This is a genomic window from Pseudonocardia sp. (assembly GCF_050250275.1).
Lineage (GTDB): Bacteria > Actinomycetota > Actinomycetes > Mycobacteriales > Pseudonocardiaceae > Pseudonocardia.
Genome location: NZ_JBFWOY010000046.1, coordinates 28716 through 43819, shown reverse-complemented (window position 1 = coordinate 43819; position 15104 = coordinate 28716). Strand labels below are relative to the sequence as shown.

Sequence of the window (15104 nt, the reverse complement as noted above, 5' to 3'; positions counted from 1 at the left end):
CTGGCCGTGGGTGTCGTGCTCGTCGCGGTGCTGGCGGCGCTCGCTCCGGCGGTCCGCGCCGGCCGGGTCCCGCCGATCCGGGCGCTGGCCGGCTGAGACTGGGGTCGTGAGTGGCAACGGTCGCGGGAGCGACCGTTGCCACTCACGGGGGTCACGCCGGGTCGAGCACGAAGACGGGGATCCGGCGGTCGGTCTTCGTCTGGTACTCGGCGTAGTTCGGGAACGCCGCAACAGAGCGCTCCCACCACTGGTCGCGCTCGGGGCCGTCGACCTCGCGCACCGTGTACTCGCCCGAGCGCTCGCCGTCCTGCAGGGTGACGGTCGGGTTGGCGCGCAGGTTGAAGTACCAGAGCGGGTGTTCGGGGGCCCCGCCCTTCGAGGCGACGAGCGCGTAGTGGCCGTCGTGCTCCACCCGCATCAGGGGGACGTAGCGCAGCTTGCCGCTCCTGGCGCCCTTCATCGTCACCAGCACCACGGGCAGGCCCTGGATGTCGACGCTGTCGGTCGTGCCGGTCTCGAGGATCTTCTCGGTCTGGTCCCGGACCCAGCCGGACGGGCTCAACTCGACCTCGCTGTTCACTGCCATGTCCGGAGCAACCTCACGCCGGGGCCGGATCTATTCCGTCCGGGAGGGTGACGTCGCCGGGCGGGCGCGCTCGCTGGGTGGGACCGGCCTGGTGCGGCTCGTGGGCGCCGGGTTACGGTCGTGGCACATCTGAAGACACGCGGGAGCTCGCGCACGAGCGGGCTGAGAGGGCGGCTGGGGCCGCCGACCGCAGAACCAGCCGGGTAATGCCGGCGAGGGAGGACGTCACATGACGCAGGACAGCTCCGTCCGTCCGCAGGTCACCACCGGCCCGATCACCGGCTCCCGGAAGTCCTATGTGGACGGTCCGGACGGGCTGCGGGTCCCGGTGCGCCGCATCGGCCTGACCAACGGCGAGCACCTCGACGTCTACGACACCTCGGGTCCCTACACCGACGAGACCGCCACCGTCGACCTCGACGCAGGGCTGCCGGCGCTGCGCGCGGACTGGGTCGCCGACCGCGAGCCCCTCGACGGCGCGGTCACCCAGCTCGCGTACGCGCGCAAGGGGGTCGTCACACCCGAGATGCGGTTCGTCGCGATCAGGGAGGGTGTCGACGTCGAGCTGGTGCGGTCCGAGGTGGCGCGTGGCCGGGCCGTGATCCCGGCCAACCGGCGCCACCCCGAGTCGGAGCCGATGATCATCGGGAAGCGGTTCCTGGTGAAGATCAACGCCAACATCGGCAACTCCGCGGTGCGCTCCTCGATCGCCGACGAGGTCGAGAAGATGGTGTGGGCCACCCGCTGGGGCGCGGACACCGTCATGGACCTCTCGACCGGCGCCGACATCCACGCCACCCGCGAGTGGATCCTGCGCAACTCCCCGGTCCCGATCGGAACGGTGCCGATCTACCAGGCGCTGGAGAAGGTCGCGGGCGACCCGGCGGCGCTGACCTGGGAGACCTACCGCGACACGGTGATCGAGCAGTGCGAGCAGGGCGTCGACTACATGACGGTGCACGCGGGCGTCCTGCTCCGCTACGTCCCGCTGACGGCGAAGCGTGTCACCGGAATCGTGTCCCGTGGCGGGTCGATCATGGCGGCGTGGTGCCTGGCGCATCACCGGGAGTCGTTCCTCTACACGCACTTCGCCGAGCTGTGCGACATCCTGCGCACCTACGACGTCACCTTCTCCCTCGGCGACGGCCTGCGCCCCGGCTCCATCGCCGACGCCAACGACGAGGCCCAGCTCGCCGAGCTGCGCACCCTCGGCGAGCTGACGGCGATCGCCCGCTCCCGCGACGTCCAGGTCATGATCGAGGGGCCCGGCCACGTCCCGATGGACAAGATCGTCGAGAACGTGGAGCTGGAGGAGCGCTGGTGCGACGAGGCGCCGTTCTACACCCTCGGCCCGCTCGCCACCGACATCGCGCCCGGCTACGACCACATCACGTCGGCCATCGGCGCCGCGACGATCGCGCAGGCGGGCACGGCGATGCTCTGCTACGTCACGCCCAAGGAGCACCTGGGTCTGCCGAACCGCGACGACGTGAAGACCGGCGTCATCACCTACAAGATCGCCGCGCACGCCGCCGACCTCGCCAAGGGCCACCCGCACGCGCAGCGCCGTGACGACGCCCTGTCGCAGGCCCGGTTCGAGTTCCGCTGGCACGACCAGTTCGCGCTGGCGCTGGACCCGGACACCGCCCGCGGGTTCCACGACGAGACACTTCCTGCGGAGCCGGCGAAGTCCGCACACTTCTGCTCGATGTGCGGGCCGAAGTTCTGCTCCATGCGCATCACCCAGGACGTCCGGGACTACGCCGAGGCGCACGGGCTGACGAGCGTCGAGGCGATCGAGGCAGGGATGGACGAGAAGTCGCAGATGTTCACGGACGCGGGTGGCCGGGTGTACCTGCCGGTGACCACCCCGTGAGCGGGCCGCTCCCGACCGTCGGGGTGACCCCGCCGCGGGTGATGACGATCGCGGGTACCGACTCCGGGGGTGGCGCGGGCATTGCCGCCGACCTGCGGACCTTCGCCGCGTGCGGGGTCCACGGCTGCCTCGCGGTGTGCGCGGTGACGGTGCAGAACTCCGTCGGCGTGATCGGCGTCCACCCCATCCCGCCGGAGACGGTCGCGGCGCAGATCGCCGCCGTCGCCTCCGACATCGGGCTCGACGCCGCGAAGACCGGGATGCTCGCGGGTGCGGAGATCATCGAGGCCGTCGCGGGCGCGTGCGATGACAACGGCATCGGCGCCGCCCGCGCGACGCCGCTCGTGATCGACCCGGTGGCCGCGTCGATGCACGGCGACCAGCTGCTGGCCGACTCGGCCCTCGACGCCTTCCGCCGCCTGCTCTTCCCCCGGGCCACCCTGATCACCCCGAACCTCGACGAGGTGCGGCTGCTCGTCGGCATCGATGTGCACGACCGGGCGGGGCAGTACGAGGCGGCCAAGGTGCTGCACGGGCTCGGGCCGCGCAACGTCCTGGTGAAGGGCGGGCACCTGGCCGAGGACGTCGACGGCTGCGTCGACCTCCTCTACGACGGGCACACGTTCACCGAGCTGCCCGGCCCGCGGTTCGACACCGGCAACACCCACGGCGGGGGCGACTCGATGGCCGCGGCGATCTCGTCGGGGCTCGCGCGGGGGCTGTCGGTCGGCGACGCCGTCGCGTTCGGGAAGCGCTACATCGTGGAGGCCGTCCGGAACTCCTATCCGTTGGGTGCGGGCCACGGCCCGGTGTCGCCCCTGTGGACGGTCCGGGAGTGGTGGAACGAGCCCTCCTGAACCGGTGACGTGAACCACGACATCCCGGCGTCACATCCGCAGATGCGGTGTCGGGGCGGCCGCATCACCTGCTCGTGCCGCCGCCGTCGGGGTTCGACATAGGCAAGCCTTACAGCATCCGCTGGTCAGGGCGTGGCTCCCGGCGGTGCACGGTCGGACGGAACCCACCGGGCGGGGCTAGTCTCGCGATCGATGAGCATCATGGGGACGCGCGTCGTCCGTGTTGAGGATCCGGTGTTCCTCACGCGGGGCGCGACATACACCGACGACCTGACAGACGAGCGGCTCAGCGGAGCGCTGCACCTCACGCTGGTCCGCTCCCCGATAGCACACGCGACGATCACCTCGATCGACGTCGAGGCGGCCCGCGAGGCCCCCGGCGTCGTCGCGGTCCTGACCGGTGCCGACATCGACCTCGAGGCTCCGCTCCTGTTCGGGGGAGCGCCCAAGCAGATGGTCCGCCCGTGGCTGGCCACCGAGCGGGTGCGCTTCGTCGGGGAGCCCGTGGCCGCGGTCCTCACCGAGGAGCGCTACCAGGGGCCCGACGCCGCCGAGCTGGTCGACGTCGACTACGAGCCGCTGCCGGCCGTCGTCGACGTCCGCGAGGCACTCAAGGACGAGGTCCTGCTGTTCCCCGACGCGGGCACGAACACGTGCAGCGTCTACAACGCCGAGGACCCCGACCCCGACTTCTTCGCCGACTGCGAGGTCGTCGTCACCCGCGACATCGTCAACCAGCGGGTCGCCGCGGCGTCGCTGGAGACGCGCGCCGCGTCGGCCGTCTGGGGTGACGACGGGCGCTGCACACTGTTCTGCTCCAACCAGAACGCCCAGGGCGCCCGCGACGAGGTGGCCGGCTGGCTGGGCGTCGACGCGTCGCAGATCCACGTGATCCTGCCCGACGTCGGCGGCGGCTTCGGCGCGAAGATCGGCGCCGACCCCGAGTTCGGCCTCGTCGCCTGGCTCGCACGCCACACCGGCCGGCCGGTCCGCTGGAGCGAGAGCCGCTCGGAGAACATGACCGGGATGGTCCAGGGCCGCGACCAGCGGCAGACCATCACCATCGGCGGCAGCCGCGACGGCCGGGTCAAGGCCTACCGCCTCGACGTCATCGCCGACGCCGGCGCCTACCCGCGCCTCGGCGTCTTCCTCCCGGTGTTCACGCGCATGATGGCGCCCGGCACCTACGACATCGAGAAGGTCGACTCGCGGGCCCGCGTCGTCGTCACCAACACGACGTCGACCGCCGCCTACCGCGGCGCCGGCCGCCCCGAGGCCACGTCGGCGATCGAGCGGGCGATGGACCTGTTCGCCGCCGAGATCGGGATGGACCCGGCCGAGCTCCGCAAGATCAACGTCGTCGCCCCGGAGAAGTTCCCCTTCACCACCAAGGGTGGCGTCGAGTACGACTCCGGCGAGTACGCCAAGGCCATCGACCTCGCACTCGAGGCCAGCGACTACGCCACGCTGCGCGAGGTGCAGAAGGTGCGCCGCGAGCGCGGCGACGCCAAGCAGATCGGCATCGGCGTCTCCTCCTACGTCGAGATCACCGGCGGCGGCGCGTTCGCCGAGAACGCCTCGCTGGAGATCCACGCCGACGGCACGGCGCTGGTCTGGACGGGCACGTCGCCCCACGGTCAGGGGCACGCGACGGCGTGGGCGATGCTCGCCAGCGAGCAGCTCGGCATCCCCGTCGACAAGATCACCGTGCGCCACGGCGACACCGACCACGTGCCCCGTGGCGGCGGCACGATGGGCTCGCGCAGCCTGCAGACCGGCGGCGTCGCCGTCCACCAGGCCTCCCTCGAGCTCATCGACCTCGCCAAGCAGCGGGCCGCGGAGATCCTGGAGGCCTCCGTCGAGGACCTCGAGGTCGACACCGCCAACGCCGCGATCGTCGTCCGGGGTGCCCCCGGCTCGCCGACCGTCACCTTCGCGCAGCTCGCCGAGCGCGAGGAGCTCAAGGTCGAGACGGTCTTCGACGGCAAGAAGGCGACCTTCCCGTTCGGGTCGCACGTCGCCGTCGTCGAGGTCGACACCGAGACCGGCAAGGTCACCGTCGAACGCATCTGGGCGGTCGACGACGCCGGGCCCGTGCTCAACCCGCTGCTCTGCGAGGGCCAGCGCCACGGCGGCATCGCGCAGGGTATCGCGCAGGCGATGCTGGAGGAGGTCGTCTTCGACCCCGACGGGCAGCCGCTCACCGCGACCTTCGCCGACTACGGGTTCCCGTCGGCGGCCGAGCTGCCGAGCTTCGACCTCGTCACCATGGAGACGCCCACCCCCATCAACCCCTTGGGCTTCAAGGGGATCGGTGAGGCCGGGACCATCGGCTCCGCCCCGGCCGTGCAGAGCGCCGTCGTCGACGCGCTGTCGCACCTGGGGATCCGCCACATCGACATGCCGACCACCCCGCTGCGGGTCTGGGAGGCCATCCAGGACGCCGTGAAGGAGGACGGATGACGAACGTGAAGATCGAGATCACCGTCAACGGCCGCACCACCACCGACGAGGTCGAGCCCCGGCTGCTGCTCGCGCACTACCTGCGCGAGAACGTCGGGCTCAAGGCCACCAACATCGGGTGCGACACCACGTCGTGCGGGGCGTGCACCGTGCTGCTCGACGGCGAGTCCGTCAAGTCCTGCACCGTGCTCGCCGTGCAGGCCGACCAGCTCGCGGTCACGACGATGGAGGGCCTCGCCGGCGAGAGCGGCGAGGAGCTCGACCACCCGGTCACCGCCGCGTTCCGCGCCGAGCACGGCCTGCAGTGCGGTTTCTGCACCCCGGGCATGGTCATGGCCGTCGCCGGGCTGATCAACGAGAACCCGGACCTCGACGAGCGGGCCGTCCGCGAGGGGCTGGAGGGCAACCTCTGCCGCTGCACCGGCTACCACAACATCGTGCGCGCCGCGCTCGTCGCCGCGGGCAAGGACCCCGACGCCGAGCAGGCGATCGAGGCGGAGAGCGACGCGGCCCGCACGGCGCCGGGCTTCTCGGTCGGGAGTGGCGCGTGATCCCCGTCGGTTTCGAGTACGCCCGCCCCGACTCGGTCGACGGCGCGATCGCGCTGCTCGCCGAGCACGGCGACGAGGCGACGATCATGGCGGGCGGGCATTCGTTGCTGCCGGTCATGAAGCTGCGCCTGGCCGCGCCGGAGCTGATCGTCGACATCGGACGGCTCCGCGAGCTGAACTACGTCCGCGTCGAGGGCGACGAGGTCGCGATCGGCGCCGGGACGCGCCACCACGACGTCGAGAACTCCGACGTGCTGGCGACGGAGGTCCCGCTGCTGCCGGCCGTGGCCCGCACGGTCGGTGACCCGCAGGTCCGCCACCGCGGCACCCTCGGCGGCTCGCTCGCCCACGGCGACCCGGCCTCCGATCTGCCCGCCGCGGTCCTGGCCCTCGACGCGACGATCGTGCTGCGCTCGCCACGTGGGCAGCGCTCGGTGCCCGCCACCGAGTTCTGGACCGGTGTGTTCACCACGGCCAAGGAGCCCGACGAGCTGATCGTCGAGATCCGGGTGCCGCGCACCGGGAACGCGGGCTGGGCCTACGAGAAGTTCACCCGCCGCGCCAACGACTGGGCCATCGTCGCGGTCGCCGTCGTCGACGGGCGGGTCGGGCTGGTCAACATGGGCTCCACCCCGCTGCGCGCCGGTGCGACCGAGGCCGCGCTGGCCGAGGGGCGTTCGATCGCCGACGCCGCCGCGCTCGCCGCCGAGGGCACCGAGCCCCCGACCGACACGGCCGGCACCCCGGAGTACCGCAGGAACCTCGCGCGGGTCCTCACCCGCCGCGCGCTGGAGACGGCAGCCGGTCGCTGAGGCCGGTTCTCGACGGCGCCCCCATCCGCACGGGTGGGGGCGCCGTCGCATTTCCGCGCGCAACCCCACGGTCGCTCCCGGCGCGGAACACAGCAGTGAGGTTGCGCGCGGGGGAGGTTGCGCGGGGCGTGTCCGTCGATCGAGGGACACCCGGGTCGTCCTGCGCACCGGCCGGTCGGTCGACGGTGCTCGTGGCCTGCAGGGACGAACCTGGAGGCATCGGGAGATCACCCCCGGAACACCTCGAAGGAGCACCGGCCATGAACACCACGACCACCACCCCGGCCACCACCACCGCCCCCGGTGCCCGCCACACCGCCCCCACCACCTCGCGCCGCGCCAAGGGCCTCATGGTCGGTGCCGTCGCCGCGGTCGGCATCGCCGCCGCCGGCGTGATCACCACCCTGGTGATGACGGTCAGCGGCGCGGGTGCGCAGCCCGCGCCGGCGCCGTCGATCTCGCACGCCACCGGTTACGTGCCCGCCGACCACAAGGTCGAGCCCGTCACCCCGGTGACCCCGGCCAAGCCCGTCACCCCGGTCGCGCCGTCCGCGGCGATCGAGACGCTGCAGAAGGAGCTGGGCCGGCTGAACTACTACGAGGGCCCGGTCACCGGCGTGATGAACACCCAGACCACGCAGGCCATCACCTACCTGCAGCGTGACGCCGACCTGCCCCGGACGGGCACGATGAACGCCGCCACCCAGGCTGCGCTGGACAGCTTCCTGGTCAACGGCAACAACCACATGGGCGGCTGAGAGACCGACCCCGCACACCCGGACCACCCGCGCCTCATCGAGGCGCGGGCTCCCGTGCGTTTCAGGGGACCAGCCCCGCGTCCTGTGCCGCCAGCGCGGCCTGGGTGCGGGAACGCAGACCGAGCTTCGCGAGCACCCGGGAGACGTGGGTCTTGGCCGTGGCCTCGGTGATCACCAGCTCGTCGGCGATCGCAGCGTTGGACAGCCCGCGGCCCAGACAGCCGAGGACGTCGCGTTCGCGGGCGGTGAGGTCGTGCAGACCCGGGACCGGGGGCCGGGCCGGGCGCGCGGACAGCCGGGCGATGACGCGGCGGGTCACTTCGGGCGCGAGCACCCCGTCGCCACGGGCGACCGACCGGACGGCGTCGACGAGCGCGGGGGCGTCGACCGTCTTGAGCAGGAACCCGGCGGCCCCGGCGGCGAGGGCCCCGTCGACGAGGTCGTCGAGGTCGAACGTGGTGAGCACCAGGACCTCGGCGATGCCGGCCGTGGTGAGCTCGCGGGTCGCGGTGATGCCGTCGACGCCGGGCATCCGGATGTCCATGAGGACGACGTCGGGGCGCAGCGACGTGGCCGCCCGGACGGCCTGGGCGCCGTCGGAGGCCTCGCCGACGACCTCCACGTCGGGTGCGGCGTCGAGGATCATGACGAGCCCGGCACGGACAGCGGCCTGGTCGTCGGCGACGACGACGCGGATCACGACGCCCCCTCCGACGGGAGCTCGGCGCGGACGAGCCAGCCGTCGTCGGCAGGCCCGGCGTGCAGCGTCCCGCCGACGGCGGCCGCTCGTTCCCGCAGCCCGGCCAGGCCGGATCCCGCACCGCCCACCTCCGCCGGCGGCCGGGTGCCCGCGGTGCTCGCGACCTCGACGACCAGTCCGGAATCGTTGTCCGACAATGCGACCCGCACCGCTGACCCGGGGGCATGCTTCGCCGCGTTGGTCAGCGACTCGGCGACGATCCGGTGCGCCGCCAGCTCCGTGGCGGCCCGGACGGGTGCGGGCCGCCGGGAGTCGTCGAGGGCGACGTCGAGGCCGGTGGCGCGGGCGGAGTCGAGCAGCGGGCCCAGCTCGTCGAGCCGGGGCGGCGCGGCGGGCGGGTCCGCGTCGTCACCCTCGCGCAGCAACGTGATCATCGTGCGCATCTCGCCCAGCGAGGCCACCGACTGCGTCCGCACCGAGCCGAGAACGCGACGCAGGGTGGGCGCGTCGGCGTCGGGGAGGTTGAGCACCGCGGCGGACTGCAGCGCGATCGCCGACAGCTGCCCGGCGACGACGTCGTGCAGGTCGCGGGCCATCCGGGTGCGCTCGGCGGCGACGGCGGCCTCCCGGTCGAGCGCGGCCATCCGTTCGGCCTGCTCGGCACGGACGCGTTCGGCGTCGGCGAGCGTGCGGTGGCGGCGCACCTCCGCCGCCCACATGACGGGGATTGCCAGCAGGAGGGCGGCATTGAGCAGGCCGTAGAACGCGGCGCGGCCGTCGCCCGCGAGGAGCCCGACCACGACGACGGCGACGATCGCCACGCCCGCCGCCCCCGACACCGCGCGGCTGACCCGCCGCGAGGTGAACAGGACGGCGCAGTAGAGGAGATCGGTGAAGATGAGCAGCACGCCGAGGTCGGTGGCGCCCAGGACGATCCCGGCGGCGAACGTCGCGACCGAGATTCCCAGCCCCACCAGCGGCGCTCTGCGACGCAGGACGAGCGCCCCGCAGGCGACCACCAGCACCACGACGGCGGCCACGCCCGGCGGGGGCGGCGAGGGCTCCCACGAGATGCGCACGTCCGGCACGAACAGCATGAGCGCGAGCCCGACGACGAGGTAGCCGGCCGCTGCCGCGGAGTCGCGCGCGAGCGGGGCCACGCCGTCCATCAGAGCACGCCCTCTTGGGGGCCCGCGTCCCTCGAAGGATGTACGCCGGCCGCCGCGATGATCCGTCCGACGACCGACGACACCATCCCTGCGCGTCACCGAGGCTCGATGCCATGGGGGACTTCGTGCGCGAGAACGCGCTCGTCGTGCTGATCGCCGCGTGCGAGATCGGCTTCTGGGTGTTGCTGGGAGCGGGCCTGCTGGCCCGGTACGTGCTGCGGCTGAAGAGGACGAGCGCGGTGCTCCTGCTGCTCGTTCCGGTGCTCGACCTCGTGCTGGTCACCGCATCGATCGTCGACGTCGCTGGTGGCACCCGGCCGGGTCGCACGCACGGCCTGGCGGCGGTGTATCTGGGCGTGACCATCGCGTTCGGACACTCGATGATCCGCTGGGCCGACGTCCGGATGGCACACCGCTTCGCGGACGGCCCGGCGCCGGTGAAGCCGCCGAAGTTCGGCCCCGCGAAGGTCGCGCACGAGTGGCGTGAGTGGCGGAAGATGCTGGTCGCGGCCGTGATCGCGGTCGTCGTGGTGGCGGTGATCGCGGTCGTCGCGGGGCTGGGCGTGCCCGCCCCCGCGGCCTGGCTGTCCGACCCGTTCTGGGCATGGGGCGCGCGCGTCGTGCTCGCCACGGTGATCTGGTTCGCCGTCGGTCCTCTGTGGACGACGATCGCGCCGCCGCGCGACCGGGAGCCCAGCCGTGGCTGACCCCCGACGCGTCCCGGTCCTGGACCTGTCGCGGGGCGCGACGCTGTGGCTGCGCCATTTCGACCGCGGCCCGCTGGAGATCGTCCTGCACCGGCTGTACCGGCCGGCTCCCGTCGCTGCGGCGGGATGACACGCGTGTCCGTCGATCGGGGGACACGAGCGTCGTCCTGCAGGCCGGTCGGTCGGTCGAGGGTGCTCCTGGCCCGCGAGGACGAACCTCGAGGCATCGGGGAACACCCCCGGAACACCTCGAAGGAGCACCGGCCATGACCACCCAGACCCCCCGGACCGACCCCGCCGGCACCGACGCCGCCACCGGCACGCCGTCGCGGGCCCGCACGCTCGTCACCTTCTCGGCCGCGGGGCTGGCCGTCGCCGGCATCGTCGCCGGCCTGGTGATGGGCTTCAGCGGAGGCACGCCCGGCACCACCCCCGCCGCGCCGCAGCTCGCGCCGATCTCGCACTCCACGGGTTACGTCCCGGCGCACGACGTCACCCCGGCGAAGCCCGTCACCCCGGTGGCCCCGTCGGCCGCGGTCGAGACGCTGCAGCAGGAGCTCGGGCAGCTGAACTACTACGAGGGCCCGGTCACCGGCGTGATGAACGCGCAGACGACGCAGGCGATCACCTACCTGCAGCGCGACGCCGGCCTCCCGCAGACCGGGGCGATGAACACCGCCACCCAGGCCGCGCTGCACAACTTCCTGGTCGACGGCAACAACCACATGGGCGGCTGAGCACCGACCACACCGGACGGCCCGCGCCCGCACAGGGGCGCGGGCTCCGTGCCGTCCGGGTGCCGCCGGGGTGACCACGGCACGCCGGTGTGGCGTACGACTCGTGGAACGTGTCGCACATCACAACATAATTCAGGCATATCGCTCTGAGATGCGACGGACCGTGCCCGACGTCGGTGCGACGAGTGTTCGGACTAGGCCGATCGGTGCTACATCGTGTGTCGATCGGCCCAGAGTTCGACGCTGCGTGACGCACCCTGTCGGCCAACCGGGTAACGCCTGCGCCTGATCACTCGAAATCCTCTTCGCACCACCTCGGACGCTCCCCATCGCGACACCGCCGGTGCTTCGTCACTGCCGGTCGGTGTTCGAGTCCCGTCCCCGCACCGGGGTCACAGAAGGAGAGCCCCCTTTGGACGGTGGGAACGACACCGGCGCGGGCGCCGACCTCCTCGAGGAGACCGTTCGGCTCCCGGCGCAGCTGCGCCGTCCGGATGCCGGCGGCAGGCACCGTGCCGCGGAGTCGCGTCCGACGGGGCCCCGGCCCCCTGTGGCGCCCGGCCGACGGCCCGCGCAGACCGTGGGCGCCGTCCCCGAGCCCCGGGCCGGCCGGCCCGCAGCGGCGACCCCGCGCAGCGACCACCCCCGTCCGGTGCCGTCACCCCGGGAGCCCGACGCGGCGCAGGACCCGCGGACCACGGTCCTGCCGACGGTGGCCCTGTCGACGCCGGCCCTGTCGACGCCGGCCCTGTCGACGCCGGCCCTGTCGACGCCGGCGCTGTCGATGCCGGCGCTGTCGATGCCGGCGCTGTCGATGCCGGCGCTGCCGACGGCGGTACCGGCGGCGCTGTTCTCCCCGACGGTTCCCCTGCGGCCCGCGCCCGCACGACCGCCGGGCCGAGCCCTCGTCGACCCGGCCGACCCTGCACGGCGGACCGTCCCGCCGCGACTCCCCGCGCCGGCGGGGTCGCTGCGCGGGGCGCTGGAGTCGCTCACCCGCCCGATCGCGGTGGTGCGCGGCCGACGTCGGCAACCGATGCTCGTCGCCCTGCTGCCCGCCCACGACGAGCAGGACACCCTGCCCGGCGCGATCGCGGGACTGCGCGGTCAGACCACCCCGCCCGACCGGATCGTCGTCATCTCCGACAACAGCACCGACGCGACGCCGTCGATCGGTCGCGACCTCGGCGTCGAGGTGGTCGAGACCGTCGACAACTCCGACAAGAAGGCCGGTGCCCTCAACCAGGTGCTCGCGCGGTTGCTGCCGACCCTCGAGGAGGACGACGTCGTCCTCGTCCAGGACGCGGACAGCCTGCTCGACCCGCATTTCCTGGAGGCGGCGCTGTTCTACCTGCGCCGCGGATACGGCGGGGTCGGCGGGGTGTTCCGCGGCGGTCCGGGCGGCGGGTTCGTCGGGCACCTGCAGCGCAACGAATACGCGCGCTACGCCCGTGACGTGAACCGGCTCAACGGCAAGTGCCTCGTCATCACCGGAACGGCGGCACTGTTCAAGGTCGGCATGTTGCGCCAGGTCGTCGAGGCCCGGCTGGACGGGCGGTTGCCGGCCGGCGACGGTCGCGGGGGTGTCTACGACACCACCGTGCTGACCGAGGACAACGAGCTGACGTTCGCGTTGCTGCATCTGGGCCACCGGATCATCTCGCCGGTGCAGTGCACGCTCACCACCGAGGTGATGGAGAGCTGGCGCGACCTGTGGAAGCAGCGGCTGCGCTGGAAGCGTGGCGCGGTGGAGAACTGCCTGCAGTACGGCATGACCCGGGTGACGTGGCGGTACTGGGGGCGGCAGCTGTTCACGATGCTCGGCTGCCTGGTGTCCACCGCCTACTTGGGAACACTGCTGTGGGCCGCGGTGTCGGGCAGCTTGCACATCCACCCGTTCTGGCTGGCGGTCAGCGTCGTGTTCATCGTCGAGCGGGTCGTCACCGTCCGCTACCGCGGCTGGAGGCAGATGCTCCTCGCCGCGACCATGTACGAGCTGGTCCTCGACTACTTCCTGCAGGCCTGCCACGTGAAGGCCTACTGGGACTCCCTCACCCGCAAGACCAAACGCTGGAACTAGCCGAAGGATCTCGATGTACAACTCCGCGTTGACCCCCGGCGCGATGGGCGTCGGGGCCGGTGCCTCCTTGCCGTTCCTGGAGATGTCGCCGCTGTGGTGGGTGCTGGCCGCGTTCGCAGTCATCGCCTGCATCAGCGCGGTCAACCGCGTCCTGCCCCGCATGATCGTCGAGGGTCAGGACTGGTCCGGCCGCCGCGACGGCAGCAGCGTCCCCGGCGAGCGGCAGCCCGACCACCGCTGATGCACTCGGCCCGTGTCTGGCAGGTGATGTTCGTGGTCATGGTCGCCCTCTCCCCGGCCGTGGTGTCCGACGTCGCGGCCGGGGCCACCCCCGGCCGGGCGCCGTCGGTGGCCGCCGAGTGCCCCAACGGCCACGTCGCGCTCACCTTCGACGACGGACCCGACCCGGTGACGACGCCGCAGCTCGTCGCGGCGCTGCGCGCCCACGACAGCCGCGCCACGTTCTTCATGGTCGGCGCCGACGCGCAGGCCCACCCGGACGTCGTCGTCCGCGCGCGCGCCGCGGGGATGGAGGTCGGCAACCACACCTACGACCACCCGTTCCTCGACGAGCAGACCGAGCGCCAGGTCACCGACGAGCTGACCACCACCACCGCGATCCTCACCGGGATGGGCGGGCCCGCCCCGACCCTGTTCCGTCCGCCGTACGGTCGGAGCAGCGCCGTCGTCGAGCGCGTGGCCGAGCGCCTGGGCCTCACGCTCGTCCTCTGGTCGCGCGACTCCGACGACTACGAGGAGGCCACCCCCGAGGCCATGCTCGCGCAGGCGGAGAAGGCCTCCGACGGGGAGATCCTGCTGTACCACGACCGCTTCCAGAGCACCGTCGACGCCGTTCCCCGGATCCTCGAGGTCCTCGCCGGGCGCGGCCTGTGCGCGGGCCGGGTGCTGCCGTCGTCGACACCGCGGATGGCCTATCTCGACTACGACGGCCCCGACAAGACGTACTTCCATGCCGTGGCGGGGCCGTGGTGACGCGGCGGGGCGCGATCCGGATCGCCGCCGCTGCGGGCGTCGTGACCGCGGTGGCGCTGGTCGCCGAGTTCACCGGCCCGGCGTCGCACGGTGCTGCGGACGCGGCGCCGCCGCCGGTGTACACGTTCGCCGACGACTTCGACGGCCCGGCGGGCGGTGCGCCCGATCCGGCGCGCTGGACGTACGACCTCGGTGCTGGTGGGTGGGGCAACGGCGAGTCGCAGACCTACACCGACTCACGCCGCAACTCCTTCCTCGACGGCGCCGGTCACCTCGTGATCCGCGCGACGGCCACGACGGGTGCGGACGGCCGGGTCACCTGGGAGTCGGCCCGGCTCAAGACCAAGGGCCTGTTCGCGCAGCGGTACGGGCACTGGGAGGCGCGGATCAAGCACGTCAGCACGCGTGGGTTCTGGCCGGCGTGGTGGACCCTCGGTGCCGACATCGACGCCGTCGGCTGGCCACGCTGCGGCGAGATCGACATGTTCGAGGACTTCGGGTACGGCGCCCGCGAGTCCAGTGTGCACACCGGGACCGACGACGCCGCGCTCGCGAGCTGGTCGGCGGGGGCACCGACCGACAGTGACTTCCACGTGGTCCGCATGGACTGGACGTCGGCGGGGGTCACGTTCTCCCTCGACGGCGCCCCGTACGGCACCCTCGCGTTCGACGCCGCCGACCCGTCACGGCCCACGGACCCGCAGGCGGCGTTCATGCTGCTCAACCTGGCCGTCGGCGGGAACGCGGGGCCTCCCGGCGCAGGTGTCACCGGCCCCGTGGACCTCGTGGTCGACTACGTCCGGGTGTGGAACTGA

Annotated in this window: 16 protein-coding genes; 13 read left to right on the top strand and 3 right to left on the bottom strand. The window is 72.7% G+C overall.

What is annotated here, in order from left to right; translation table 11 throughout:
* Positions 1-151 precede the first annotated feature (151 nt).
* Positions 152-586, bottom strand: coding sequence for a nitroreductase family deazaflavin-dependent oxidoreductase (locus tag AB7F12_RS29300; protein ID WP_428502158.1), 435 nt, complete (start codon positions 584-586; stop codon positions 152-154).
* A gap of 229 nt (positions 587-815) precedes the next feature.
* On the opposite strand from AB7F12_RS29300, the gene thiC reads away from it, so the two are divergent.
* From thiC to AB7F12_RS29270, 6 genes are all read left to right on the top strand, one after another.
* The gene (gene thiC, locus AB7F12_RS29295) at positions 816-2462 is read left to right on the top strand and encodes a phosphomethylpyrimidine synthase ThiC (protein WP_428502159.1); all 1647 of its coding nucleotides are present in this window, start codon (positions 816-818) and stop codon (positions 2460-2462) included.
* Between the two features lie 41 nt (positions 2463-2503).
* A complete protein-coding gene (gene thiD / locus AB7F12_RS29290; protein ID WP_428502169.1) occupies positions 2504-3319 on the top strand; it encodes a bifunctional hydroxymethylpyrimidine kinase/phosphomethylpyrimidine kinase in 816 nt (271 codons plus the stop codon).
* 192 nt (positions 3320-3511) lie between these two features.
* Entirely contained in the window at positions 3512-5782 is a 2271-nt protein-coding gene (locus tag AB7F12_RS29285) for a xanthine dehydrogenase family protein molybdopterin-binding subunit (protein ID WP_428502160.1), read from the top strand.
* 5 nt (positions 5783-5787) lie between these two features.
* On the top strand, positions 5788-6333 hold the full coding sequence (locus AB7F12_RS29280) for a (2Fe-2S)-binding protein (protein ID WP_428502170.1): 546 nt from the start codon (positions 5788-5790) through the stop codon (positions 6331-6333).
* Complete coding sequence (locus tag AB7F12_RS29275) at positions 6330-7145, top strand: FAD binding domain-containing protein (protein ID WP_428502162.1); 816 nt, start codon at positions 6330-6332, stop codon at positions 7143-7145. Before AB7F12_RS29280 ends, AB7F12_RS29275 begins: the two co-directional genes overlap by 4 nt.
* A 260-nt stretch (positions 7146-7405) precedes the next feature.
* Positions 7406-7903 (top strand): peptidoglycan-binding domain-containing protein, encoded by a 498-nt coding sequence (locus AB7F12_RS29270; RefSeq protein WP_428502163.1) that lies wholly within the window; start codon positions 7406-7408, stop codon positions 7901-7903.
* Positions 7904-7964: 61 nt separating this feature from the next.
* Here the strand turns inward: AB7F12_RS29270 and AB7F12_RS29265 are convergent, their stop codons facing one another.
* Positions 7965-8603, bottom strand: coding sequence for a response regulator transcription factor (locus tag AB7F12_RS29265; RefSeq protein WP_428502164.1), 639 nt, complete (start codon positions 8601-8603; stop codon positions 7965-7967).
* Complete coding sequence (locus tag AB7F12_RS29260) at positions 8600-9763, bottom strand: sensor histidine kinase (RefSeq protein ID WP_428502165.1); 1164 nt, start codon at positions 9761-9763, stop codon at positions 8600-8602. The genes AB7F12_RS29265 and AB7F12_RS29260 overlap by 4 nt, the downstream gene beginning before the upstream one ends.
* Positions 9764-9885: 122 nt before the next feature.
* Between AB7F12_RS29260 and AB7F12_RS29255 the strand changes: the two genes are divergently transcribed.
* The 7 genes from AB7F12_RS29255 (at position 9886) to AB7F12_RS29225 (ending at position 15104) form a co-directional block, all read left to right on the top strand.
* Entirely contained in the window at positions 9886-10479 is a 594-nt protein-coding gene (locus AB7F12_RS29255; RefSeq protein ID WP_428502166.1) for a hypothetical protein, read from the top strand.
* Positions 10472-10609 carry a hypothetical protein gene (locus AB7F12_RS29250; protein WP_428502167.1) on the top strand — a complete coding sequence of 46 codons (138 nt, stop codon included), beginning with the start codon at positions 10472-10474 and terminating at the stop codon, positions 10607-10609. Before AB7F12_RS29255 ends, AB7F12_RS29250 begins: the two co-directional genes overlap by 8 nt.
* Before the next feature lie 136 nt (positions 10610-10745).
* Positions 10746-11216 carry a peptidoglycan-binding domain-containing protein gene (locus AB7F12_RS29245; RefSeq protein ID WP_428502168.1) on the top strand — a complete coding sequence of 157 codons (471 nt, stop codon included), beginning with the start codon at positions 10746-10748 and terminating at the stop codon, positions 11214-11216.
* 652 nt (positions 11217-11868) lie between these two features.
* Positions 11869-13296, top strand: coding sequence for a glycosyltransferase (locus AB7F12_RS29240; protein WP_428516888.1), 1428 nt, complete (start codon positions 11869-11871; stop codon positions 13294-13296).
* Positions 13297-13309: 13 nt separating this feature from the next.
* Positions 13310-13537 (top strand): hypothetical protein, encoded by a 228-nt coding sequence (locus tag AB7F12_RS29235; RefSeq protein WP_428498669.1) that lies wholly within the window; start codon positions 13310-13312, stop codon positions 13535-13537.
* 38 nt (positions 13538-13575) lie between these two features.
* A complete protein-coding gene (locus AB7F12_RS29230; RefSeq protein ID WP_428516892.1) occupies positions 13576-14289 on the top strand; it encodes a polysaccharide deacetylase family protein in 714 nt (237 codons plus the stop codon).
* Positions 14286-15104 carry a glycoside hydrolase family 16 protein gene (locus AB7F12_RS29225; protein WP_428518047.1) on the top strand — a complete coding sequence of 273 codons (819 nt, stop codon included), beginning with the start codon at positions 14286-14288 and terminating at the stop codon, positions 15102-15104. Before AB7F12_RS29230 ends, AB7F12_RS29225 begins: the two co-directional genes overlap by 4 nt.

What these genes read in the sequence shown, in the direction of transcription:
- AB7F12_RS29285 (WP_428502160.1), top strand. Translation starts at nt 3,512, where the DNA reads ATGAGCATCATGGGGACGCGCGTCGTCCGTGTTGAGGATCCGGTGTTC.
- AB7F12_RS29270 (WP_428502163.1), top strand. Translation starts at nt 7,406, where the DNA reads ATGAACACCACGACCACCACCCCGGCCACCACCACCGCCCCCGGTGCC.
- thiD (WP_428502169.1), top strand. Translation starts at nt 2,504, where the DNA reads ATGACGATCGCGGGTACCGACTCCGGGGGTGGCGCGGGCATTGCCGCC.
- thiC (WP_428502159.1), top strand. Translation starts at nt 816, where the DNA reads ATGACGCAGGACAGCTCCGTCCGTCCGCAGGTCACCACCGGCCCGATC.
- AB7F12_RS29300 (WP_428502158.1), bottom strand. Translation starts at nt 586, where the DNA reads ATGGCAGTGAACAGCGAGGTCGAGTTGAGCCCGTCCGGCTGGGTCCGG.
- AB7F12_RS29255 (WP_428502166.1), top strand. Translation starts at nt 9,886, where the DNA reads ATGGGGGACTTCGTGCGCGAGAACGCGCTCGTCGTGCTGATCGCCGCG.
- AB7F12_RS29230 (WP_428516892.1), top strand. Translation starts at nt 13,576, where the DNA reads ATGGTCGCCCTCTCCCCGGCCGTGGTGTCCGACGTCGCGGCCGGGGCC.
- AB7F12_RS29235 (WP_428498669.1), top strand. Translation starts at nt 13,310, where the DNA reads ATGTACAACTCCGCGTTGACCCCCGGCGCGATGGGCGTCGGGGCCGGT.
- AB7F12_RS29245 (WP_428502168.1), top strand. Translation starts at nt 10,746, where the DNA reads ATGACCACCCAGACCCCCCGGACCGACCCCGCCGGCACCGACGCCGCC.